The 23240-nt window shown below is 72.4% G+C and carries 24 protein-coding genes and 1 tRNA gene; 9 read left to right on the top strand and 16 right to left on the bottom strand.

The features are described 5' to 3' along the window. Positions 1-258 precede the first annotated feature (258 nt). The 3 genes from ACU6P3_RS29870 to ACU6P3_RS29860 all read right to left on the bottom strand — a co-directional run bounded on the left by ACU6P3_RS29870 (position 259) and on the right by ACU6P3_RS29860 (position 2390). Positions 259-972, bottom strand: a complete 714-nt coding sequence (locus ACU6P3_RS29870) for a hypothetical protein (RefSeq protein ID WP_447194941.1) — start codon at positions 970-972, stop codon at positions 259-261. A 302-nt stretch (positions 973-1274) separates the two neighbouring features. Further along, positions 1275-1997: a hypothetical protein gene (locus ACU6P3_RS29865; protein WP_447194940.1), complete on the bottom strand. Its 723-nt coding sequence runs from the start codon at positions 1995-1997 to the stop codon at positions 1275-1277. A gap of 316 nt (positions 1998-2313) precedes the next feature. Then, positions 2314-2390: transfer RNA gene (locus ACU6P3_RS29860), tRNA-Pro, on the bottom strand. Positions 2391-2495: 105 nt separating this feature from the next. Here ACU6P3_RS29860 and ACU6P3_RS29855 point away from each other — a divergent pair. Then, the gene (locus ACU6P3_RS29855; protein WP_447194939.1) at positions 2496-2984 is read left to right on the top strand and encodes a DUF309 domain-containing protein; all 489 of its coding nucleotides are present in this window, start codon (positions 2496-2498) and stop codon (positions 2982-2984) included. Positions 2985-3012: 28 nt separating this feature from the next. Here the strand turns inward: ACU6P3_RS29855 and ACU6P3_RS29850 are convergent, their stop codons facing one another. The 3 genes from ACU6P3_RS29850 to ACU6P3_RS29840 form a co-directional block, all read right to left on the bottom strand. Continuing rightward, complete coding sequence (locus ACU6P3_RS29850; RefSeq protein WP_447198125.1) at positions 3013-3636, bottom strand: LutC/YkgG family protein; 624 nt, start codon at positions 3634-3636, stop codon at positions 3013-3015. 197 nt (positions 3637-3833) lie between these two features. Beyond that, positions 3834-5471 carry a lactate utilization protein B gene (locus ACU6P3_RS29845; RefSeq protein WP_447194938.1) on the bottom strand — a complete coding sequence of 546 codons (1638 nt, stop codon included), beginning with the start codon at positions 5469-5471 and terminating at the stop codon, positions 3834-3836. Next, positions 5468-6187, bottom strand: coding sequence for a (Fe-S)-binding protein (locus ACU6P3_RS29840; RefSeq protein WP_447194937.1), 720 nt, complete (start codon positions 6185-6187; stop codon positions 5468-5470). The genes ACU6P3_RS29845 and ACU6P3_RS29840 overlap by 4 nt, the downstream gene beginning before the upstream one ends. Before the next feature lie 209 nt (positions 6188-6396). Here ACU6P3_RS29840 and cobF point away from each other — a divergent pair, with 209 nt between their 5' ends. Continuing rightward, entirely contained in the window at positions 6397-7191 is a 795-nt protein-coding gene (gene cobF, locus ACU6P3_RS29835; protein WP_447194936.1) for a precorrin-6A synthase (deacetylating), read from the top strand. Positions 7192-7496: 305 nt separating this feature from the next. Next, positions 7497-8579 carry an NAD-dependent epimerase/dehydratase family protein gene (locus tag ACU6P3_RS29830; RefSeq protein WP_447194935.1) on the top strand — a complete coding sequence of 361 codons (1083 nt, stop codon included), beginning with the start codon at positions 7497-7499 and terminating at the stop codon, positions 8577-8579. A gap of 108 nt (positions 8580-8687) precedes the next feature. On the opposite strand, the gene ACU6P3_RS29825 is transcribed toward ACU6P3_RS29830, so the two are convergent. After that, a complete protein-coding gene (locus ACU6P3_RS29825; protein WP_447194934.1) occupies positions 8688-9803 on the bottom strand; it encodes a sensor histidine kinase in 1116 nt (371 codons plus the stop codon). A 6-nt stretch (positions 9804-9809) separates the two neighbouring features. Next, positions 9810-10532: a response regulator transcription factor gene (locus tag ACU6P3_RS29820; RefSeq protein ID WP_447194933.1), complete on the bottom strand. Its 723-nt coding sequence runs from the start codon at positions 10530-10532 to the stop codon at positions 9810-9812. 92 nt (positions 10533-10624) lie between these two features. On the opposite strand from ACU6P3_RS29820, the gene ACU6P3_RS29815 reads away from it, so the two are divergent. The 3 genes from ACU6P3_RS29815 to ACU6P3_RS29805 are packed head-to-tail and all read left to right on the top strand — an operon-like array spanning position 10625 to position 12710. Beyond that, the gene (locus tag ACU6P3_RS29815; protein WP_447194932.1) at positions 10625-11371 is read left to right on the top strand and encodes a glycosyltransferase family 2 protein; all 747 of its coding nucleotides are present in this window, start codon (positions 10625-10627) and stop codon (positions 11369-11371) included. Continuing rightward, entirely contained in the window at positions 11368-11991 is a 624-nt protein-coding gene (locus ACU6P3_RS29810; RefSeq protein ID WP_447194931.1) for a TIGR04282 family arsenosugar biosynthesis glycosyltransferase, read from the top strand. The genes ACU6P3_RS29815 and ACU6P3_RS29810 overlap by 4 nt, the downstream gene beginning before the upstream one ends. Before the next feature lie 11 nt (positions 11992-12002). Continuing rightward, positions 12003-12710: a class I SAM-dependent methyltransferase gene (locus ACU6P3_RS29805; protein WP_447194930.1), complete on the top strand. Its 708-nt coding sequence runs from the start codon at positions 12003-12005 to the stop codon at positions 12708-12710. Between the two features lie 78 nt (positions 12711-12788). On the opposite strand, the gene ACU6P3_RS29800 is transcribed toward ACU6P3_RS29805, so the two are convergent. Further along, the gene (locus ACU6P3_RS29800) at positions 12789-14186 is read right to left on the bottom strand and encodes a hypothetical protein (RefSeq protein WP_447194929.1); all 1398 of its coding nucleotides are present in this window, start codon (positions 14184-14186) and stop codon (positions 12789-12791) included. A gap of 208 nt (positions 14187-14394) precedes the next feature. Between ACU6P3_RS29800 and ACU6P3_RS29795 the strand changes: the two genes are divergently transcribed. Continuing rightward, complete coding sequence (locus ACU6P3_RS29795) at positions 14395-15720, top strand: molybdopterin-dependent oxidoreductase (RefSeq protein WP_447194928.1); 1326 nt, start codon at positions 14395-14397, stop codon at positions 15718-15720. Continuing rightward, positions 15717-16220, top strand: coding sequence for a hypothetical protein (locus ACU6P3_RS29790; protein WP_447194927.1), 504 nt, complete (start codon positions 15717-15719; stop codon positions 16218-16220). Before ACU6P3_RS29795 ends, ACU6P3_RS29790 begins: the two co-directional genes overlap by 4 nt. 117 nt (positions 16221-16337) lie before the next feature. Here ACU6P3_RS29790 and ACU6P3_RS29785 read toward each other — a convergent pair whose 3' ends face one another. The 7 genes from ACU6P3_RS29785 to ACU6P3_RS29755 form a co-directional block, all read right to left on the bottom strand. Beyond that, on the bottom strand, positions 16338-17087 hold the full coding sequence (locus ACU6P3_RS29785) for a cupin domain-containing protein (RefSeq protein ID WP_447194926.1): 750 nt from the start codon (positions 17085-17087) through the stop codon (positions 16338-16340). Next, entirely contained in the window at positions 17084-18100 is a 1017-nt protein-coding gene (locus ACU6P3_RS29780; protein ID WP_447194925.1) for a DUF6807 domain-containing protein, read from the bottom strand. The genes ACU6P3_RS29785 and ACU6P3_RS29780 overlap by 4 nt, the downstream gene beginning before the upstream one ends. Then, a complete protein-coding gene (locus ACU6P3_RS29775; protein ID WP_447194924.1) occupies positions 18097-19332 on the bottom strand; it encodes a Gfo/Idh/MocA family protein in 1236 nt (411 codons plus the stop codon). The genes ACU6P3_RS29780 and ACU6P3_RS29775 overlap by 4 nt, the downstream gene beginning before the upstream one ends. A 215-nt stretch (positions 19333-19547) precedes the next feature. Then, a complete protein-coding gene (locus tag ACU6P3_RS29770; RefSeq protein WP_447194923.1) occupies positions 19548-20084 on the bottom strand; it encodes a hypothetical protein in 537 nt (178 codons plus the stop codon). A 269-nt stretch (positions 20085-20353) separates the two neighbouring features. Beyond that, positions 20354-20764 carry an ATP-binding protein gene (locus ACU6P3_RS29765; protein WP_447194922.1) on the bottom strand — a complete coding sequence of 137 codons (411 nt, stop codon included), beginning with the start codon at positions 20762-20764 and terminating at the stop codon, positions 20354-20356. A gap of 142 nt (positions 20765-20906) precedes the next feature. Then, on the bottom strand, positions 20907-21239 hold the full coding sequence (locus ACU6P3_RS29760) for an STAS domain-containing protein (protein ID WP_447198124.1): 333 nt from the start codon (positions 21237-21239) through the stop codon (positions 20907-20909). A 213-nt stretch (positions 21240-21452) separates the two neighbouring features. After that, positions 21453-21971: a MarR family winged helix-turn-helix transcriptional regulator gene (locus ACU6P3_RS29755; protein WP_447194921.1), complete on the bottom strand. Its 519-nt coding sequence runs from the start codon at positions 21969-21971 to the stop codon at positions 21453-21455. Positions 21972-22048: 77 nt separating this feature from the next. Here ACU6P3_RS29755 and ACU6P3_RS29750 point away from each other — a divergent pair, with 77 nt between their 5' ends. Further along, on the top strand, positions 22049-23227 hold the full coding sequence (locus ACU6P3_RS29750) for a PP2C family protein-serine/threonine phosphatase (protein WP_447194920.1): 1179 nt from the start codon (positions 22049-22051) through the stop codon (positions 23225-23227). The last annotated feature ends 13 nt before the right edge of the window (positions 23228-23240 follow it).

Raw genomic sequence — 23240 nt, 5'->3', positions numbered from 1 at the left:
GTCACGTCGGTCCGCAGGGCAAGGACGATGCGGTCGGCTCCGAGCCGGACCTCCGCGACGCGGTCGCCGCCGGCGAGCTGCGTCGCGCCAGCGCCACATCGGCAGGGCCTCGGGGCCGAAGTAGCGGCGCGCCAGGAGCATGTCGCCCAGGCCCTCGCCGCCGTCCCAGCCGAGTTCCGCGCGCCGGGCGTCGCCGAGCCGCTGGAGCAGCGGCTGAAGGCGGTGGAGGTTCTCCGCGACGACGACGTGGTCGTACACTCAGAACGTCATGGAGAGCCTGTAGGGCCGGTCCTTGGCGCGCAGCGTGCCGGACGTGCCGTTACGCGGATGACGGAACACCGTCGCGCCGTGCCGGACGCGGATCTCGTTGGCGCGCTCGAACTGGTCCTGAGTGAACAGCGCCTCGCCGCGCACCTCGACCGTGTCCGCCACCTCGAGCTGCTCCGGCAGGCCGATGATGGTGCCGATCACGTGGCTGACGTCCTCGCCGAACCGGCCGTCGCCTCGGGTGACGATCTGGACCAGGCGCCCGTCGCGGTAGCGGGCGGCGACCGCCGCTCCGTCCAGCTTGGGCTCCACGGTGAAGCCGCCCTCGACCGGACGGCCCAGGCGCCGCAGCAACCCCTCGCCCCATGACACCAGTTGCTCGGCGGAGAAGACGTTGTCCAGCGACAGCATCGGTACGGTGTGCGCGACATCGCCGATCGGCGCGGCGCCGGCCGCGACCTGGTGGTCGGTCGGGGAGTGCGGCGCGACCTCGGCCGGGTGGTCCTGCTCGTACGCGGCGATCGCGAGCAGCCACTCGTCATAGGTGGCGTCGTCCATCGCGCTCTCGGTGGCGAAGTCCCCGTCGCCGCCGTAGTACGCCTGGGCGGCCTCGCGTACGCGCACGATCGCGTGCCGGTACTGGGCAGGGGTGGTCAGCGCCTCAAAACGGCGGGAGAAGTCGTCATGCGGATCATCCTTCCGCATGGGTCTGACAATGCAGGGGGAACGCGCCCCGGCCGGCCTCGGGGCGGCCCACTGGGCCCGTGAGCCGTCTCCGCGCGGCGGCACCATGCCCCGGGCGACCACTCACCGTGGCCTCGAACCCTCGAAGCGGGGATCACGCGACTTCCGATGACGCCAGGTCGCCAGTTCGAGACCCTAGTGCCCCTCCCGGCAACGTTTGCCCCGTCGCGACGCCCGGCACGCGCGCTCGCCGCGTTGGCCACAAGCCCAGGTAGCTCCGCTACATGGAATTCTGGCTGCCTTGCGATCACACGCACCGGACCCTAGGACAGGAAGCTGCCGTAGGGCCCGTTCCGCATCCCGTCCTTCTGCTGCTGGCTGAAGTGACAGTTCGGGTAGTCGTAGAACGAGGCCGACATCGGTGTGCCGTCGGTGCGTGAGGAGTCGGGCAGACCCAAGGCGTGGCCCAACTCGTGCACCATGCCGCCGTACCACCGGTTCATCGCGCCGTTGGTCCCGGCAGCACCGTCGGCGTCGTGGCCGCTGAGGATCACCCAGCCGCTGCCCCCACCACCGCCGGAGACACCCGCCTTCTCGGCGCTGACTTCGCCGACGCACAGCCAGCGCGGGTCCGGGGATCTGAGTCCGAACCTGGCCATCAGCTCCTGCTGCATGTTGAAGACCACCCACCAGTACTCTTCGCCGCCGTTCGGCGTGTTCTCGTACCAGGCCCGCCCGTGGTTGCCCTGGACCACCTCCACCACCGGGTTGTTCAGTTTGAACGTCACGCCGAGTTCCTGGCGGTAGAAGCGCTGCGACTCCCGCATCACGCCGGTGATGCCGTTGGGATACCGCGCGTCGTTCGCCACGTCCGAGGGCTTGAGCCAGAACACTCGCACCGTCCCGGTCGGCGGGTCGGCGACCTTCCTCTCCGCCGGTCCCGTCGCCGCGCGGGCCGTGTCGGCGAACGGCCCGGAACCAAGCGCCGCGATCCCCCCGGCCGCCGCGGCCAACACCGAGCGCCGTGTGAACGTGCATCCTTCCACCGGGCACCCTCCTTATTAAGGTGTGAACATGACAACTTGGCCGTTGGCGACCAGTGTGCGACATGCCGGCTGTCCGGCGTAGGTGACATCAAGCCGCAGTCGCGGGCCTCGATTTCGCTCACCCGGATCGTGCTCACGATCCGGCTCGCACTCGCCGATCTCGGCAGCGCGCTCCGCCGACGCCGAGCACGAGCACCGCTCCCGCCCCGCCGAGCGGCTCGCCGCACCGGATCCCCGTGGCACCAACCGGTCCCCCGAGAAACATGGAAAGGCGGCACCGGATTTCTCCGATACCGCCTACGACCTGCGAAAACGCTGGTCGGGACGACAGGATTTGAACCTGCGACCCCTTGACCCCCAGTCAAGTGCGCTACCAAGCTGCGCCACGTCCCGGTGCCCGGCCCGCTCGGGAAACCGCCCCGTCCGGCCGTGCGAAAGAGAGTTTACCTCACTCCACGTGGCGGGAAGACGCCCCCGCCCCGGGCGACAATCGACGGTATGACGGAGAACCGACGGGACCGGGACAGTGAGGGGCGGGCGCGGAGCGCTCGGCCGCGGGACGGGCTGGGGCGTCCGCTGCCGTACGGGGCACCCGGAGTGGCTCGGCAGCCGGAGGGAATCGTCCGTGGGCCCGAGCAGACGCTGAGTGAGGCACAGCGGCTGCTGGCGGCGGGCAAGCCCTTTCACGCGCACGAGGTGTTCGAGGACGCGTGGAAATCGGGTCCCGCCGACGAGGAAGCGCTGTGGCGTGGAATGGCGCAGCTGGCGGTCGGCCTGACGCACGCCGCCCGGGGCAATACGACGGGCGGGGCGCGGCTGCTGCTGCGCGGTGCCGACGGGATCGCCGCGTACGGGATGACTCCCACCCCTCATGGCATCGACATCGCGGGGCTGCTGATCTGGGCCCGGGAGCTGGCCGCGCGGGTAGCCGGGGGCGCGACCGTGGACGCGGCGGAGGAGGCACCCCGCCTTACGAAAGCCGCCTGACGCCTACGGACGTGGGGTGCCCCCGCCGTCACCCCGCGGGGCCCTCCGTCACGAGCACCACCTCCAGCGTGCGCGGCCCGTGCACGCCCTCCACCCGGTCCAGCTCGATGTCGCTCGTGGCCGAGGGGCCTGAGATCCAGGTCATCGGGCGCGTCGGGTCGAGCCGGGGCATGGCCCGCGGCACGGAGGTGACCACCTGGTCGGGGACGCTCACCACGCAGATGTGGTGGTCGGGGACCAGCGTGATCCGGCGCCGCCCCTGGTCGGGTGCCGCGTCGAGGACGATCGTGCCGGTCTCGGCGACGGCCAGCGCGCAGCCGGTGACCACGCTGTCCAGCGCGTCCAGCTCCCGTGCCGTGTCCCCGGCCCCGTCCTGGACCCGCGCCACCTCGGCAGGTGTCGCGGAGAGCCAGGAGGACGGCAGGAGCGGGGGCACCAGGACGGTGCGGGCCCCGCGCCGCGACAGCAGCCGGGCGATCAGCACCGCCAGGCCCTCGGCGTCGGTGCGGTGCACGATCGCGCGGTAGTCCGCGAGGTTCTCGGCGAGCAGGTCGACGGCACGACTGTCGGGGGTGTGCGTGTCCAGGTAGTCACGGTCCGGTACGGGCGCCTCCGGCGCGTCGGCCACGGCCCTGCGGATCCGGTCGAGGATCCGCGCCCGCGAGGCCGTGGTGGCGCCGGCGGCACCCGGAGTGCCGCCGCCCGAACCGGTCCCGGGGCCTCCCGCCGCGCCGGGTACGGAACCGACCGAGGCGCCCGGCCCCGCGTCCCGGCCCGTGACCGCGCCCGTACCGACGCCTGCCGCCCCCGCGCCGGGCTCCCGGCCCGGGCCCGTACCGCCGTCCCCGCTCATACGTCGCCGTCCTTCCGCTCGGCAGGCTTCTCCGAGGTCCGTTCCCCGGACAGGTCCTCTGCGCGGTCGCCCGGCCGGTCGCCGACCCGATCACCCGAGCGGACCGCGGGCCGGCCGTCCGGACGCTCGCCGGATCGATCGTCCGACCGGCCGGCGTCGGCGTCCGGGCTCGCCCGCACCGGCCCACGCACGCCGAGGCCGGCGGGGTCCGCGCCGTTCCTCCGGTTCTTCCGCCACCAGTCGCGGAACGGCTCGCTCGGCAGCACCGGCAGATCGCGCCCCTCCGTCCACGCCCCCGCGCCCGGGATCCTCGACGGATGGACCGCGCGGGTCCTCGACGCGATCCGCTCCCCCGCCGCCAGCGCCCGCGGGTGGTCGAAGACCCAGCCGGCCGCCTTGATCGCCGCCTTCTCCAGCCGGTGCCCCTTGCCGCCCCGGTCGGCGACCCGCTCCCGCAGGTGCACCAGGACCTCGGGGATGTCGATGGCGACCGGGCACACGTCGTAGCAGGCCCCGCACAGCGAGGAGGCGTACGGCAGCGAGGCGTCGATCTCGCTCTCCGTCCCGCGCAGCTGGGGGGTGAGGATCGCGCCGATCGGGCCGGGGTAGACGGAGCCGTACGCGTGCCCGCCGGCGCGCTCGTACACCGGGCAGACGTTCAGGCAGGCCGAGCAGCGGATGCAGCGCAGCGCCTGCCGGCCCACCTCGTCGGCGAGGGTGTCCGTGCGGCCGTTGTCCAGCAGCACCAGGTGGAAGACGCGCGGCCCGTCGCCGTCATGCGTGCCGGTCCATGTGCTGGTGTACGGATTCATCCGCTCGGCGGTCGAGGAACGGGGCAGCGTCTGGAGGAAGACCTCCAGATCCCGCCAGGTGGGCACCACCTTCTCGATCCCCACCACCGAGATCAGTGTCTCCGGCAGGGTCAGGCACATCCGCCCGTTGCCCTCCGACTCGAAGACCACGCAGGTACCGGTCTCGGCGACCATGAAGTTGGCGCCCGAGACACCGACCTTGGCGCGCAGGAACTTCTCCCGCAGGTGCAGTCTGGCCGCCTCCGCCAGCTCGCCGGGCGTGTCGGACAGGCCCTCCGGCGCCGCCCGGCCCCACGCGGCCATGCGGTCGCGGAAGATGTCCCGGATCTCGCCCCGGTTGCGGTGGATCGCCGGCACCAGGATGTGGGACGGCCGGTCGTCGCCGAGCTGCACGATCAGCTCGGCCAGGTCCGTCTCGTACGCGGTGATGCCCTCGGCCGCCAACGCCTCGTTGAGGCCGATCTCCTGGGTGGCCATCGACTTGACCTTGACGACCTCGCGCTCGCCGGTGGCCTTGACCAGACCGGCCACGATGCGGTTCGCCTCGGCCGCGTCGGCGGCCCAGTGCACCACACCGCCCGCCGCCGTGACCGCCTCCTCCAACTGGACGAGGTAGCGGTCCAGATGGCGCAGCGTGTGGTCCTTGATCCGCTTGCCGGCCTCCCGCAGCCGCGCCCAGTCGTCCAGTTCCGCGACGGCCTTGGCCCGCTTGTCGCGGATCGTGTGGGTGGCGTGCCGCAGATTGGCGCGCAGCGTCGGATCGGCCACCGCGTCGCGCGCCGCCGCGGGAAAGGCCGGCATGCCCAGAAACGTGCCGCTCATGACCAGGGCTCCTCTTCCGTCGACGCCAGGATCTCCGCGAGGTGGACGGGGCGCAGCGGGGCGTCCGCGCGGCTCGCGATCGCGCCGATGTGCATCAGGCACGAGTTGTCCGCGCCGCACAGCACACCGGCTCCGGTGGAGACGGCGTTGTGCACCTTGTCCCGGCCCATCGCCACCGAGACATCGGAGTTCTTCACCGCGAAGGTGCCGCCGAAGCCACAGCATTCCTCCGCGCCCGGCAGCTCGCGCAACCGGAGTCCGCGCACCGCCTCCAGCAGTCTCCGCGGCCGGTCCCCGAGGCCCAGCACGCGCAGGCCGTGGCAGGAGGGGTGGTAGGTGACGGTGTGCGGGAAGTACGCCCCGACGTCCGTCACCCCGAGGACGTCGGCCAGGAACTCCGTCAGCTCGTAGGTCCGCGCGGCGAGCGAGGCGGCGGCCCGGCCCCCGAACTTCGGATAGTGGTGACGGATCATCGCGGCGCAGGACCCGGACGGTGTCACGACGTACTCGTACTCCTCGAACGCCCGCACCATGCGACGTACCAGCGGCTCGGTCTCCCGGCGGTAGCCGGTGTTGAACTGCGGCTGGCCGCAGCAGCTCTGCGCGTCGGGGAAGTCCACGGCGACACCGAGCCGTTCGAGCAGCCGTACGGTCGCGATCCCGGTGGAGGGATAGAGGGCGTCATTGACGCAGGTCACGAAGAGGGCGGCACGCATGGGCGGAGCATATGTCGCGTCAGGGACATACGTAAGCCCGTCACGCGACGCGGATGACGGGAGATCAGGCATCAGACATCGGAGGGATCGTCGCCTTTCTCGGCGGAGATAAGTCGGAGCCGGGGGGATCCGGCCCCGAGGGACCCGGCGGACCGGATCCGGCCACCGCGACGGTGGCGCCGAGCGGCCCGTACGGCAGACTCGACCGGGTGCGAAAGATCTATGTCATCGGTATCGGCGCGGGCGACCCGGACCAGTTGACCGTGCAGGCGGTCAAGGCGCTCCATCAGGTGGACGTCTTCTTCTTCCTCGACAAGGGCGAGGAGAGGTCCGGCCCCCGGCGGCTGCGGCACGAGATTCTGCGCCGGCACATCGGCGGTCACGCGCACCGGGTGGTCGAGGCGCGCGATCCGGTGCGGGCGCCCGCGCCGGACACCGCCGCCTACTCCGCTACCGTGGCCGAGTGGCGCGCTCGCCGGACGGACCTCTACGAACGCCTGATCACCGAGGAACTGGGCGAGGGACCCGCCGACGACCGGACCGGAGCCTTCCTCGTCTGGGGCGATCCGGCCCTCTACGACGGGACGCTCGCCGTCCTGGAGGACATCCTGGCGCGCGGCACGGTCCGCTTCGACCACGAGGTGATCCCCGGCATCAGCAGTGTCTCCGCGCTCGCCGCCGCGCACCGGATCGCACTGAACCGCGTGGGCGGCCCCGTACAGATCACCACGGGCCGCCGGCTGGCCGACGGCTGGCCCGAGGGCGTGGACGACGTCGTGGTGATGCTGGACTCCCAGCAGTCCTACCGGCGCCATCTCGCGGCGGATCCGGTCATCCACTGGGGCGCCTACGTGGGGACGGAGGACCAGATCCTGGTCTCCGGGCGGCTGTCCGAGGCCGCCGGCCGGATCGAGGAACTGCGGGCGGCGGCGCGCGCCCGCAAGGGCTGGATCATGGACACGTATCTGCTGCGGCGCGACGGGGAACCGGAGCGGGGCCGGTAGCGCCATGGGGTCCTCGATCGCCGACCCGACTGCGATCGCGATCGCGGCGCGGCCTCGCGCCATCCCCTCACCCTCCCTGCCACACCGGATGTGAAACGTTTCACCCCTCGGATCACCGTACGGTCGCCGGGCCGCCACGGCAAGAGGAAGGCGCTTCTTCCGCCCCGCCGACCCTCACGTCGTCGCTTTCTCCGAGACATACGCCCGGCGCGACGGCTTCGGATGGTCTCGCGGGTTCTTACGCCTTCGTGACATCGGCGGCCACGTCCGTTCCGTTGGCGGCCGGGTTCCGTAGCGTTGGCATCATGCGAGTACTTGTCACCGGAGGGGCGGGCTTCATCGGCTCGCACATCGTCGAGGAACTCGGGGCACGCGGGCATGAGCCGGTCGTCCTGGACGCCCTGCTTCCCACCGCTCACCAGCAGGCCCCGGCGGTTCCTGACGGAGCGGAGTGGGTTCCCGGCGATGTGCGGGACCCGGACACGGTGACGCGGGCTCTGGCCGGGGTGGACGTGGTGTGCCATCAGGCGGCGATGGTGGGGCTCGGTAAGGATTTCGCGGACGCGCCCGCGTATGTGGCCTGCAACGACCTCGGGACGGCGGTTCTGCTCGCCGCGATGGCCGAGGCCGGGGTACGGGACCTGGTTCTCGCCGGGTCGATGGTGGTGTACGGGGAGGGGCGCTACGACTGCGTCCGGCACGGCCAGGTCAGGCCGGGACCCCGCGCCGTGTCGGATCTTGAGGCCGGTCGCTTCGAGCCGCTCTGCCCGCGCTGCGGAGCCGAGTTGGAGCCTGGGCTGGTCGGTGAGGACGCCCCGGCCGATCCCCGGAATGTCTACGCGGCGACCAAGCTGGCCCAGGAGTTCCTGGCCGCCTCCTGGGCACGCGCGGTGGGCGGCCGGGCCGTGTCGCTGCGCTATCACAACGTGTACGGTCCGCGCATGCCCCGCGATACTCCCTACGCGGGTGTGGCCTCCCTGTTCCGATCGGCGCTGGCGCGTGGTGAGGCTCCCGTGGTCTTCGAGGACGGCGGCCAGCGCCGTGACTTCGTCCATGTGCACGATGTGGCCACGGCCAACACACTGGTGGCCGAGACGATCGCCGGGCGGCCGCCGGGCGCGTTCACCGCGTACAACACCGGTAGCGGCGAGCCGCACACGGTCGGCGAGATGGCGCGGGCGCTGGCCGCCGCGCACGACGGGCCCCGGCCGACGGTCACCGGCGACTTCAGGCTCGGTGATGTCCGGCACATCACGGCCGACTCGCGACGGCTGATCGCCGAGACAGGGTGGAAGCCGGAGACCGGTTTCGCGGAGGGTATGGCGGAATTCGCTAGTGCCGCGACCGGCAAGGTTTGCCCGTCAAGGAGCGGCGTCCGGTGCGTGTGATCGCAAGGCGGTCAGAAGTCCATGTAGCGGAGCTACCTGGGCTTTTGGCCAACGCGGCGAGCGCGCGTGCCGGGCGCCGCGACGGGGCAAACGTTGCCGGGAGGGGCACTAGGAGCGGGCTGCGGGGAGAGTGACTTCGAAGCGGCAGCCGCCGGTGACGTTGTGCACGGCGGCGCGGCCGGCGTGCGCTTCGACGATGCCGCGCACGATGGCCAGACCGAGTCCGGCGCCCGCCGGACTCGGTGTGCGGGCGGCGGTGCCGCGCCAGCCGGTGTCGAAGACGTTCGGCAGATCGCTCTCGGGGATGCCTCCGCACCCGTCTGTGACGGAGAGCACGACGGAGTCGGCGCGGAGTTCGGCGGCGACGGCGACCGTGCCGTCGGCGGGGGTGTGCCGGATCGCGTTGACGAGGAGGTTGGCGAGGACGCGGGTCATCTCTTTGCCGTCGACCTCGACGGGCACCGCGGCGACGCGATTGCCGACGAGACGGACCCCGTGTTCGCGGGCGAGCGGGTCGGCACCGGCCAGGGCGTCGCCCACCAGGTCGTACATGGAGACGCGGGCGGTGGTGAGGGCGAGGGCGCCGGCGTGGATACGGGAGAGTTCGAAGAGGTCGCCGACCATGGAGTTGAGGCGGTCGACCTCGGTACGGATCTGACGGTGGTAGCGGGCGGGGTCGGTGACGACGCCGTCCTCCAGAGCCTCGGACATGGCACGCAGCCCCGCGAGTGGGGTGCGCAGATCGTGTGAGATCCAGGCGACGAGTTCGCGCCGGGATGTCTCCAGCGCGCGTTCCCGCTCCCGGGCCGCGGTGAGGAGTTCGCTGGTGGCGGTCAGTTCGCGGCTGAGTGCCCTGAGTTCGGCGGGCGCCGTGGCGCCGGGGGCGGTGAAGGTGCCGCCCTCGCCGAAGCGGCGTGCGGCCCGGGCCAGATCGCGGCAGATGACGACGACTTGGCGGCCCAGCAGCAGAGCGGTGGCGAGCGAGACGGCGGCGGCCATGGCGACCACGGTGGTGACGACGGTCAGGTCGTGGGAGGAGAGGAACATCGCCCTGGCGACCGCGAGAGTTCCGGCGAGCATCGCGCCGACCGCGACGGCGGCGACCACCGCGAGGGAGACCGCGATCGAACGGCGGCGCAGCAGACGCAGTGCGAGAGCTCCGAGCAGCCCGGCGGCGGCCGCGCCGAGGAAGGCGTACAGGGCGATGAGCAGAAGATCGCGCATTGGCTGTCAGACCTGATTCCCCGCCGGGTGCGGTGCGGGACCCGTTGGGAGGTCGAAGCGGTACCCCGCACCCCAGACGGTGTGGATGAGCCGGGGCCGGGCCGGGTCGTCTTCGATCTTTCCGCGCAGTCGCCGTACGTGGACGGTGACGGTGGACAGGTCCCCGAACTCCCAGCCCCACACCTCACGCATCAGCCGGTCGCGGTCGCAGACCTGCCCCGGGTGACGCAGGAAGTAGGCCAGGAGGTCGAACTCTCGCAGTGTCAGGGAGAGGTCGTGCCCGTGCTTGGTGGCGCGGCGGGCCGCGGGGTCGAGTTCCAGGCCCGCCGCGCTCAATGTCGCCCCGGGCGGCTGGGACGATGAGCCACGGCGCAGTACGGACTCGACGCGCAGCACCAGCTCGCGAGGGCTGAAGGGCTTGGTGACGTAGTCGTCGGCGCCGATCTCCAGGCCGAGGATCCGGTCGTCCTCATCGCCGCGCGCGGTGAGCATGATGACGGGGAGGGGGCCGCGGGAGCGCAGGAGGCGGCAGACCTCCAGGCCGTCCATACCGGGCAGCATCAGATCGAGGACGACCAGGTCGGGCCACCGCAGTTCGGTCGCCCGCAAGGCTGCGGGCCCGTCGGGAGCCTGGTGCACGGCGAACCCGGCCCGCTCCAGATAGCCGGTGACGACCTCGGCCACGGTGGGATCGTCGTCCACGACCAGGATGCTCTTGTTGCTCTCCATGTCTCCAGACTCGCACCGCGGTTGCCGCCGTTCCCTGCGATTGCCGGTGTCACGGGACGACGTTCGCGTTTCGTAAGACCCCGAGATCCCAAATGTCCGCTTCGGCTCCGTACGGTGAAACCGTGACCGATTCCCTTCCCTCGATCTCATCGACGGTCGACGTCGTCCTGCCCTGCCTCGACGAGGCGGCGGCCCTGCCCTGGGTCCTGGAGCGTATACCCGCCGCGTGGCGGGCGATCGTCGTCGACAACGGTTCCACCGACGGTTCCCCTCGCATCGCCCACGCGTTGGGGGCGACCGTGGTGCACGAGCCGAAACGTGGCTTCGGCGCCGCCTGCCACGCGGGGCTGCTGGCCGCGGAGGCGGATGTCGTCTGCTTCTGCGACTGCGACGCCTCGCTCGATCCGGCACTGCTCGTTCCTTTCGTCGCCCGAGTGGCCGCCGGCACAGCAGACCTGGTGCTCGGGCGCCGGCGCCCGCGGACTCCCAGGTCCTGGCCTGTGCACGCCCGTGCGGGGAATCTGGTGCTGGCCCGGATGCTGCGCCGCCGTACCGGGCTGCGCCTGCACGACCTCGGGCCGATGCGGGCAGCGCGGCGCGCGGAACTGCTCGGGCTCGGGCTGACCGACCGTCGCAGCGGTTATCCGCTGGAGATGGTGGTGCGTGCCGCCGACGCGGGGTGGCGAGTACATGAGATGGACGTGCCGTATCTACCCCGTACCGGAAAGTCCAAGGTCACCGGGACATGGCGGGGCACCTGGCAAACGGTCCACGATATGCGCGGGGTACTCGCCGCGCCGTCGACGACCAGTACGACCGGAGCGGGGAGCGTCCGATGACCACACTGCTCGTCATCGCCAAGGAACCCGTGCCGGGCCGGGTGAAGACACGGCTCAGCCCGCCCTTCAGCCCCGAGGAGGCGGCCCGGCTCGCGGCGGCGGCGCTCGCCGACACGCTGGAGGCGGTGCGTGCCACTCCGGCCGAGCGCCGGGTGCTGGTACTCGACGGGCGACCGGGACCGTGGCTGCCGCCCGGCTTCGAGGTCGTACCCCAGTGCGACGGCACATTGGACGAACGGCTCGCCGGCGCCTTCGCGCTCAGCACCGGGCCGACGCTCCTGATCGGCATGGACACCCCGCAGGTCACCCCGTCGCTCCTGGCCGAAGGGCTCGATTTCGGCTACGCGCGGGCGAGGTTCGGACCGGCCGCCGACGGCGGTTTCTGGGCGCTGGGGTTCGCCGAACCGGACCCGGCCCTGCTGCGTGGCGTGCCCATGTCCGTGCCCGGGACGGGCGCGGCGCAGCGGCGCAGACTGACGCACGCCCGCCTGGCTGTGCGGGATCTGCCGATGCTGCGGGATGTCGACACGGCGGCCGACGCGTCGGCGGTCGCGGCCGGGGCACCCGGCACCCGGTTCGGTGCTCTCCACGCGGAACTCGACCGGACCGGGGCCCGGTGAGCGGGGGAAAGGTGGCCGAGGTATCGGTCGCCCGCGCCCCGGAACCAATACGGGCGGCATGGCGAGACGATCTGTATGCCGCCGCCCTGCGCACCGGTCGCGGCCCGCTCTTCCTGCGGCGCGGGGACGGCTGGTTGCTGCCGCTGGAGGTGGAGCGCTGGTGCGCCGCGCCGGACGCGGCCGACCTGGCGGTGCTGGAGCGGTGCCGGGGTTCCGTGCTCGACATCGGCTGCGGGCCCGGTCGGCTGGTGGCGGCGCTCACCGCCCGGGGCCGTCCCGTGCTCGGCATAGATGTGCACCCCGAGGCGGTGCGGCGCACCGTCCGCTCGGGCGGCCGGGCGCTGTGCCGCTCGGTCTTCCAGCGGCTGCCCGGCGGGGGCCGCTGGGACACGGTGCTGCTGATGGACGGGAACATCGGCATCGGCGGTGACCCGGCCGCGCTGCTGACAAGGGTGGCCGAACTCGCCGCCGATGACGGGGTGGCGCTCGTCGAAACCGCCCTGCCCGATGTCGACGAACGGGTACGGGTCAGGGTCGACGACGGGCGCGGGGCCCGGGGGGACGCGTTCCCCTGGGCCCGGGTCGGTGCCCGGGCGCTGCGTTCCGCCGCCGAAGCGGCGGGGTGGAGGGTCACCGGACAGTGGCGGGCGGAAGAGCGCAGTTTCGCGGAGTTGCGGCGTGTGGCGGCGGGCAGGGTTGCCCCGGCTCAACCGTCCTGACCGAACCGGTCCGGCTCATCGGCCCGGCCGCTGCTCAGCCTTCGGGCTCGAGCGGCGGCCAGGCCCCGGCCCCGCTGTTCACCAGCCGGTGAACAGCAGATGGTTGACCACCAGCGCCAGAACCGCCTGGCTGGTCAGCCAGGCTCGGCGGCCACGGGCAGGCAGCAGGGCGGCGGCGGCCAGCAGCCACGTGGCGAACGGCAACCAGATGCGCTCGGTCTCGGCTTTGCTCATTCCGGACAGATCGGCGACGACAAGGGCGAGGAGAGCCGCCAGCACGAGAATCACCAGTCGTTGCGCCCCCGTTGTCCCCCTCACGGGCCAGGACACGGATTGACGGAGACGGGCCGCCCGCACCGCACCGGGTGAGGCCACCACCGCCCGCCGCAGACCCGCGACGGTGGCCGGGCCCAGCACGATCACCGTACAGGCGAGGTTGGCCCACACCCAGTACCCGTACGGTCGGACACCTCCCGCCCCCTGGTAGTAGCGCTCCGTCAGCAGCCGGTACGCCTCCCACCAGTCGAAGCCCAGCACGGTGAACACCAGCGGTACGGCGGCCGCCCCTGACAGCACCAGCGGCAGTGGGCGCGTCGTGCGGGCGGCGAGCAGTACGCCGAGGGCGACGATCGCGAACAGCGTGAGCCCGTACGACAGGTAGCAGGTGAGGCCGAGCAGCAGCCCGGAGCCCAGGGCGGCGGCCGGGAAGCGGGGGGCACGGGTGGCCGCCAGGGTCAGCAGGGCGATCGCCCAGGCGGTGACGGCGGCGAAGTAGCCGTCGGCCGAGGCGCCGACCCAGATCGCGGCCGGGGCCAGCACGAGGAACGGCGCGGCCCGGCGTGCGAGCGGCTCGCCGGCCAGGGCACGGACGGTGACGAGCACCGCCGCCGCCGCGGTACACCCGACCGTGATGCACCACGTCCCGGCCCAGGCGCCGCCGCCGAGCCCGATCCGGTCCAGGCCGACGAAGGTGAGGGTGGCGGCCGGGGGGTGTCCGGCCACGTGGGCGGGCCAGTTGTCGGGCGAGTCGATCAGGATGTGCCGGGTGAAGTCGCGCAGAGCGGCCGGGATGTCGTCGAACCGGTCGATCACCTGGAGGTACTCGTTCCGGGTGGTGAGCCGCCGCGCGATGCCGCGGTGCCAACCGTCGATGAGCGCCAGGGACCAGGTCCAGGCCATCGACGTCAGCCACGAGCCGAGGAGCAGCCCCCGCCAGGGCAGCCTGCCGGCGAGCACCGGCCCGTACACGATCACGGCGACGGCCACCACGAGCGCGGCCGGGGTCCCGGGACCGGTATGAGGGGACCAGGAGGCGAGCAGTGGCGGCCAACCGACGCGGAGGCTCCCGTCAGCGCGCTGGACGGCGCTGCCGACGATCACCGCCAGCACGACCAGAAGGGCCGCCGCGCCGGCCGCCGCGACATCGCTTCGCACACCGGGGCGTGAGTGACGGGTGAGGGTGTCATGGTGTTCCACGCCTGCACGGTAGGAGGGAACCACCAAGTCCGGGCCGCATCGCGGGGGGACGTCACACAACCGTCAGATCCTGGGACGGCCTGGCGTACGGGCGGAGGACGTCAGCGTTTCGTCATCGGTCGCCGCCCCACCAAGACCACCCGCCGGGCCTACCGTCGAGCCAGTGCGACGGCCGGACGTCGCGTAGACCGCCGAGGATGGCCGCATCATGCGCAAAGGGTTCTTCAGATCAGACCGCCCGTCGGCCTCCCCCGCGTTCTGGCGCAGCCCACTGCGCGGGCCCTGGCTGACGTCCGTGCTCGGTGTCGTCCTGCTCGCCGGCATCACGCTGCTGTTCGTGACCGGTCTGCTGTCGTACGCCGCGTACAACCCGAATCTGTCACCCGTGAACGACAAGACGCCGGACAAGGGCGTACTGGGCTTCTACCTGTTCGACTGGCCAACTGATCCGCACTGGCTCTACCGCCTCAATCAGGGCCTGCACGTCACCGTCGGCATCGCCCTGTTCCCGGTACTGCTCGCGAAGCTGTGGTCCGTCATTCCCAAGCTGTTCGCGCTGCCCCCGGCACGATCTCCCGGGCACGCGCTGGAGCGGCTGTCACTGCTGCTGCTGGTCGGTGGGGCACTGTTCGAGTTCGTCACCGGAATCCTCAACATCCAGCTGGATTACCTCTTCCCCGGCTCCTTCTACCCCCTGCACTTCTACGGAGCATGGGTGTTCATGGCGGCTTTCGTCGTCCATGTGGCTCTGCGCCTCCCCCGGACCGTCCACACGCTGCGGGAACAGGGAGTGCGGGCGCACCTACGGCGCGCGGGCCCTCCGCGGCCTGGCGGCCACGTGCGGCCGGCGGGCCACCCGGAGCCCGACGACGGGACCGGGCTCGTCTCCCCCCGGCCCGCGGAACCGACACTCTCGCGGCGCGGCGCGCTGAGTCTGGCCGGCGGAGGTTCGCTCCTGCTGCTGGCCACCACGGCGGGCCAGAACTTCGACGGCCCCCTGCGCCGGACCGCGCTCCTCGCCCCGCACGGTGGCGGCGACCCGGGGAACGGGCCCAACGGCTTCCAGATCAACAAGACGATCGCGGCCGCGGGCATCCACCGGACCGACACCGGGAAGGCGTGGCGGCTGGCCCTCTCCGGCCGCCGCGCGGACCTCCACCTGTCCAGGGACGAGCTGCTGGCCCTCCCCCAGCACAGCGCCGCGCTGCCCATCGCCTGCGTGGAAGGCTGGTCAACCGGGGACCAGTGGTGGAGCGGAGTGCGGCTCCGCGACCTTGCCGCCCTGGCCGGGTACGAGGACGCGGACGAACCGCCGGACGTATTCGTGGAGTCCCTCCAACGCCGCGGGGCGTTCCGCAACGCCGCGCTGCGCCACAACCAGGTACGCGACCCCCGGTCGCTGCTCGCCCTGAGCGTCAACGGCGAAAGCCTCTCACCCGACCACGGTTACCCGGCGAGGATCATCGTTCCCGCCGCGCCCGGCGTGCTCAACACCAAATGGGTGGCCCGGATGACCTTCGGGGAACTGGAATGAGGAACCACCGGCCGGCCCGGTTCCGGCCCCGGTACGGAGAAGGGCCGCTGCACCTGCTGCTACTGGCCGCCTCGTTCGCCGTGACCGGCTACGCGGGGCTGCGCCTGCTGAACGGCGACTGGTTCGCCGTCGCTCTGTGGTTCGTCGGCTCGGCCCTCGTACACGACCTGGTGCTGCTGCCGCTGTACGCGCTCGCCGACCGCGCGTTGCGGAGCCTGCCCGGGGTTCGGGGCCGGGAATGGATGAACTTCGTCCGCGTACCGGCCGCCCTCAGCGGTCTGCTGCTCCTGGTGTGGTTCCCGCTGATCACCCGGCGCGTGGAGCACTACGAACGCGGCACAGGGCTGCCCGCCGACGTCTTCCTCTCCCGGTGGCTGGTCGTCACCGCCCTGCTGTTCACCGGTTCGGCGCTCTGGCTGCTCGCTCGCCTGTACCGGAGACGACGTCGCGCGGGTCCGAAGAATCGGACAGCCGGCAGCACTCCGCAACGCCGGTCGTGAATCGGTGCTCGGACGCCCGGGCCCGGCCGCACGGCCGCCGGAGCCGCGGGCGTCGGCCGATCCCCGGTCGCGCCGTCCGCCGACGCGTGACGGCGCGACGGGAACACCGGCGCACCGCTACGAAGCGTCCGCCCGCAGGATGTCGTACGTGTCCAGCAGGCCGCACATGCCGAACCCGCCCCGAGCCGCCGGCTGCCGTGCGCGTACGCCCGCCTCCGCCAGATAGGAGGCGTCGCCCGCCGCCAGCCGGTCGAGCTGGGCGCCGGTCTGCCGGGCCGCCTCCGCGGCCCCCGCCTCCCAGCGCGCCCGCCAGTCCGCCGCCTTGGGCCGTACGAGCTCGGCGGCGGCCCGCTGGAAGCCGAGCAACGGCTCGGGGTCGCCCGCCTGCCACGCCGTGCGCAGCGCGGTGAAGCCCTCGATGGCGAGATCCCGGCGTCGGCGCGCCACGGCGGCGCGTTCGGCCTCCGTCGCGTCGCCCGCGGCCGGGATCCGTACGGCCCGGGCGTAGGTCTCGGGGTCGGCCAGATACTCCGGCGGCAGTGTGAGCACGGCGTCCCCGGCCTCCGGGAGTCCGTTGTTCTGCATGAGGACGACGATGCGCAGCCCGTCCTCGTTCACCAGCCGGTGGATCGTGCCGGGCGTGAACCACACGAGGGCTCCCGGCTCCAGCGGTGTGGTCTCGCAACTCCCGGCGCTGAGCGTCTGGACCGCGCCCCGGCCCTCGGTCACCACGTACGCCTCGGAGCAGGTCAGGTGCAGGTGCGGGGTGCCGCCGCGCACTCCGTCGGAGCTCTCCCAGTCGTACACGCTCAAGTGCGAGACGGCGACGGCCCCCGGCAGTCCGGGGAACCCGGCGTCCGGGCTCACCACGGCAGCCCTGCCAGGTAGTCCGTGATCTTCTCGCGGTCCCAGCTCCCGTCGGCGATCACCACGCGCCAGCGCCGGGCCAGCGTGTCCCCGGGCGGCAGGACCAGTTCCTCGTGGAAGGCCCACGAGGGGGCCACGGCGGCGAACGGGTCGCTGCGTACGAACCAGTGGGCGGGGTGCCGCCCCCCGGCGCCGGTGTGGTCGTTCTCCGGGGCGTGCGCGAAGACGAGTGTGGCGTGGCCGTCCCGTCCGTCGAACTCACCGCTGTAGGCGACCCAGGGAGCCTGAGTGCCCATCAGTTCCTGTCCCGCCAGCTCGGGCCCGAGCAGTTGTCCGTCCCGGAAGGCGCGCGGCCCGCGCCAGAACAGGCCGGTGTAACCGGCCATCTCGCGGCCCGCCGTGGTGGGGCTGCCGAAGCGCAGTTCCTCGTCGCGGCGGTTGGTGACGGCGCTGGACCAGGTCAGGGTCCAGGCGCCCGCGGTGCGGTCGATGTCGTGGATCTCGATCCGGCGGGTCTCCCCGGCCCAGGGGGTGCCGTCGTGGTGGCGCCAGAGAAGCCGTTCGGCGATGACGGCCCGGCCGTCCCCGGCCGACACCTCGTCGAAGTCCTCGTGGCTCATCGAGCCGACGCGCTCGGGCAGCCGGAGGTATCCCTGGCCGTGCACGTACGAGTTGCCGCCCCACAGGTTCTGCCCCGACAGGTGGGACGCGGTGAGCTGGAGGCCCTTGTGCCAGCGGTGGTCGTTGGGACGGTAGTCGGTGACCACGCCTCCGGAGAGCGTGCGCAGCGGGTGCACATACGGCTTGGGCGCCTCCCAGGCCGCCTCGGGCCGGTAGACGTAGCTGAGCAGGGTGACGTCCCCGGCGCGCAGTTCGATCCGGTCGCCGTGCGCGTGGGTCAGCAGCAGCCCGGCCGGGGCGGGCGCCTGGTCCGCGGGACGGGCCGCGGTACCGGCGGCGGTCGCGACGACGGAATCCGAGGCGGCGTCGGGGGCGGTGTCGAACGTCGTCATGCGGGGATCTCCGTGGTTGGTGCGGCAGGTTCGGCGGATGCGGCGGTCGGGTCAGGCGTGGCGGTCGGAGCCCGCGCGGGTACGGGGGCGTCCCCGGCCTCGGCGTCCGGCGCCCAGCCGGGCGCGCCACCGTGCAGGACGGTGTGGAACGGATCACCCGGGCCGATCTCCCCGGCGCGCACGGTGGTGTCGGTGAACGCGGACTTGTAGAGCGCGGTGATCAGCTCCAGGCTCTTGCGGCCGTCGGCGCCGCTGCTGCGCGGTCGGCGCCCCGCCCTCATGTCGGTGACGAGTCCGCGCAGTTGGGCCAGGTGGGAGCTGGGGACGTTCTCCCCCATGTCCTGCCAGCGGGCCGCTTCCGCGGCCGCGGTCCCGGGCGCGGGGGTGATCCGCCAGTCGTCGTTGCCGTAGCCGTACAGATGGGTCAGTTCGACCGTGGCGCGCTCGCAGTCGATCCGGATACGGCTCACCTCGTCGGGGCTGAGCACACTGTTGACGACGGTGGCCAGCGCGCCGCCGTCGAACCGGACGAGCGCGGTGGAGACGTCCTCGGTCTCGACGTCGTGCACCAGGCGGCCGGTCATGGCGCGCACCTCGGACCATGGTCCGAGCAGGTCCAGCAGGAGGTCCATCTGGTGGATGCCGTGGCCCATCGCGGGACCACCGCCCTCGCTGGCCCACCTGCCGCGCCAGGGCACGGCGTAGTAGTCGGTGTCGCGGTACCAGGTGGTCTGGCAGTGGGCGACCAGGGGGCGGCCCAGCGACCCGTCGGCGAGCAGGGAGCGGACGTGGTCCGCGCCCGAGCCGAACCGGTGCTGGAAGACGATCGCCGCGAACGGGCCGCCGTCCGCCTCCGTGCCCTCCGCCGCCTCGATGGAGTCGAATTCGGCGAGGGAGGGGCAGGGCGGTTTCTCGCACCACACCCAGGCGCCGGAGCGCAGCGCGGCCACCGTCTGCTCACGGTGGAAGACGGGCGGGGTGCAGATGGACACCAGGTCCGGGCGTTGCTCGTCGAGCATGCGGGCCAGGTCGGTGTACGGGTGCGGGATGTCCCCGTCGGCGCAGAACGCGCGGACGGCCTCCTCGTCGATGTCGAAGGCGGCGACGATGTCGACCTCGTCGTCGAGGGTACGCAGGGCCGGGAGATGCGCGCCCTTGGCGATCTGTCCGGTGCCGATGACGGCGGCGCGGATCCGCCGGTCTGTCAGGTTGCGCGGAGACGTCGCGAACACTCCCCTTCGGGCTTCGAGTTGCTCGTGCGGACAGGGATCTCGGACGGGGTTCTAGCAAGCGCTTTCCGCGACAGAAACGTATGGTGGACGTATGGCGATGTCAACGGGTTGATCCGGGATCCGACCCAGTGCCGGCCCGGGCGGATCCGGCACCGGTCCAGGGGTGGATCCGGCGTCGGAGCCGGTCGACACCCGTCCCGGTCCCGGACAACCTTCTAGAGCCGGGGCCGCAGCCGTACGAGCACGGTGTCCGCGCCCACGTCGAGAAAGGTCACGGTGACGCCCTCCGCCCGGAGCGTCGTACCCGGTCCGACCGTCCCCCGGCAGCCCGCGCCGTCGCTCGTCACCCGGATGCTCCCCGGCCCTGACGTCCCGCACCGCCGCGCTCCCGGCAGGCTCCAGGTCACGGCCCCGTCGTCCACCGCGCCGATCTCGAAGCGGGCCGCGCCGGCCGGACCCGTGAAACGGATTCCGTCCCCGGCGACGAGCCGCACCTCGCAGTCGGCGTCCGCGCAGGCGTCCGGCGTCCCGCCCGGCTCGCCGCTCGTCCCGGGGCGAGCGGCGGCGGTGGCCGGGGCGGTCCCGGTCCGGCTTCCGGAGGGCTCGGCCCCCGGTGCCGGCTGCGTCCCGGCTCCGCCGGCGCAGCCCGTCAGCAGCGCCCCCGTCAGCGACACGAGCAGCGGTCCGGCCACGGCGGCGGCGCCACGGACCACGTCCGGCCCTGGTGCGGGCCTGCGGCGGTGTGCGCGCATTCGGTACGGCCCCCTCGTCGTCCTGCCCGAGCCGGGTTTCCCGGCGTCCTCCTGGCGGAAGGATGCGCGGGCCCGGACCGGCGGAAACGCCACACACGCCCCGTACTAGTGCCCCTCCCGGCAACGTTTGCCCCGTCGCGACGCCCGGCACGCGCGCTCGCCGCGTTGGCCAAAAGCCCAGGTAGCTCCGCTACATGGACTTCCGGCCGCCTTGCGATCACACGCACCGGACGCCGCTCCTTGACGGGCAAACCTTGCCGGTCGCGGCACTAGCGTGCGAGGACGGCCAGGACCACCTTGCCGCCGCCCGCCCCGGGCCGGACAGCGACCCGCTGGGCCAGTCGCTGGACCAGGGGCCAGCCGAAGCCGCCGCTCTGCCCGGTGAGGTCGGGGGTTCGGTCGCTCGGCCACACCGGGCTGGGGTCGGACACCACGATCCGCAGGCTGTGCGCGTCGGCCCGCAACTGCAAAGAGGTGACCGCGCCCGCATGCCGCAGGGCGTTGGTCACCAGCTCGGACACCACGAGCACCAGGTCCTGCGCGGTGGCCGTGCCGGGCGTCGGGCGGAGGGCCGCCAGAAACCGGTAACTCGCTTCCCGGGCATCGGCCGCCCGCTCCGGCCGGCAGGTCCATTCGGCATACCGGTCGGACTCGTCGTCCCGCATCAGCGGATGATTCATCGGCACTCACCCCGTCGGCTGGTCATCACGTTCGACCGTCTTGCCCGCCGTTTACCCCCGCGAAGCGAATCCAAGGGTCCCGGTGATCCGGCCCGGCGCGCGGGCCGATTACGCAGGTGGGACGCCGTGCACCCGGCAGGCGTCAGGACGCCTGCCCCACCGCCAGCGCTTCCTCGACCGTGTCGTACACCGGCAGGGCCCGTTCGAGGCCGATGACCCCGAACAGCCGCCGGACGAACGCGGACGGACGGGCCAGGCGCAGCCGGGCACCGAGCACGCCGTGCGCCTGGAGGAGGATGTTCACCGTGCTCGAATCGGCGAAGGACACACCGGACAGATCCACGACGACCGCGCCGGGGACGGCCACTCCCGCTTCGGTCAGTGCGGCGGTGAGGGGGGCGATGCTCTCCAGGTCGAGATCGCCGCTGACGGCGAGGACCATCCCGTCGCCGTCCTGCCTCCTGGCCACTCCCATGGCCTTGCCTGCGCTGTGGGGAGGGTGCACGTAGATCCTTCTGGGCCGGGGACGGAGCGACCCCACGATAGAAGCAATAGTTGCCATTTGACAACATTCACTGGTGGGCAACAATCTAGGCAACAATCTGTCACCCGCTTCCGCACGACGCTCGGCGCGGACAGCACACGGACAGTAATCCGGCCGATCGCCAGGAAGTGGGCTCGAATGAAGCTAAGCGCTGTCCGCCACGGTGCCTGGCTCCGAGGCCGCGGGCGCGACGCTGTCGAGGGCTCCGAACCGCCCGGTCGCCGCGGCGCGGAAAGCGGTCAGCCCCTTCGCGAGCGCGATGACGTCCGAGGGGTCCATCAACTCCAGCACGATGCGTACCTCACGGGTGCGGAAGGCGCGGTACTCGTCGAGCACGTTGTGGCCGCGTCGGCTCAGCCGCAGCTCGACCTCCCGGCGGCTCGTCGGACTGGGCGAGCGCATCACGAGCCCCATCGCCTCCATCCGGTCGCAGAGTCTGCTCACCGAGGACGCGCGCGAGCCGAGGACCTCGCCGAGCGTCCGCAGATTCGCGCCCTCATGCTTCTCGATGACGAGAAGGGCACGTAGCTGGGAGGGTGAGACCGGACCGGACGGCGCCGCCTCCTGGCCACGCCCCCACAGCACCTCAAGCAGTTCCGAGGCGGCACAGGCGGCCTCGGCGACCTGTTCGCGCTGGCTCGGCTGACCGGTGAAGCGGGACATCGATCCACCCTTTCATCCGGCTCGGACCTTTGTCAGCTCAGACGGATCCACCCATGGAAGAAGAAGGCTGAGCGACAGTGACTCTACTCGCGGATGTGGAAAGAGCGGTCCGTGCGGCGGCCCCGCATGCCCTCGTCGACACGCTTCGTACAGCATTGACCGATGCGTACGGGGCGGCATCCGTACGGCTCCATCTCGCCGACTACGGCCTCACGGTACTCCGGCCGGTCGACACCGTCACCCACCCCGGCGAGGCACTGTCCCTGCACAACAGCCCCGAGGGCCGCGCCTTCGGCAGCCAGGAGCCGCGCGAACACCAGGTGAGGCACGGGGACGCGGTCGACCACCACCTGCCGGTCACCGTGCGCGGGGAACGGCTCGGGATCCTCACGGTCCGGCTGCCCGGCGACCGCTCCACCCCGGCCGTCGTGGCGGACCTGACCCAGGTGGCCGAGCTGCTCGGGCACGAGATCCTGGTGGCCGAACGGGACACCGATCTCTACCAGCGGGTTCGCCGGGCGAGCCGGCTGACCCTGGCGGCCGAGATGCAGTGGGACCTGCTGCCCGCGCGGGCCTGCGCCGCGCGGGAGTACGCCATCGGCGCCCAGCTGGAGCCCGCCTACGCCATCCACGGCGACAACTTCGACTGGGCGGCCGACGCCGAGGAGCTGACGCTGGCGGTGACCAACGGCATGGGCGAGGGCATCCACGCCTCGCTGCTGACCAATCTCGCCGTCAACGCGCTGCGCAACGCCCGCCGGGCCGGTATCGCCCTCGCGGACCAGGCGGCGCTGGCGGATCAGGCGCTGTACGAGCAGCACCGGGGCGCGGCGTACGTCTCGACGCTGCTGCTGCGCTTCGAGCTGGCGACGGGCCGGGTCGAGGCGGTGGACGCCGGATCGCCCCAGCTGTGGCGCAGGCGGGGCAAGTCGGTCGAACGCATCGCGCTCGACCCGCAGCTGCCCCTCGGCATGTTCGAGGAGTCGGACTACGCCGCGCAGACCTTCCAGGTGCTGCCCGGTGACCGGCTGGTCTTCGTCAGCGACGGGGTGTACGCGGCGGTCTCGCCGCAGGGCGAGGCGTTCGGCGACCGGGCGCTGGCGCGCGCGATCGGCTCGACAAGCCTGCTGCCGGCCGCCATGGTGCCGCGCGCGATGCTGGGCGAGCTGGCGGCCTACCGCGACGCCGAGTCGACGGACGACGCGCTGGTGCTGTGCCTGGACTGGTTCGGCAGAGCGGACGAACCGGTCGCGTAGGGGCGCCCGGCGG

Source organism: Streptomyces hebeiensis (genome assembly GCF_052983195.1).
The sequence above is the reverse complement of the archived record's forward strand: the minus strand, read 5'-3'. Positions and strand labels throughout refer to the sequence as shown.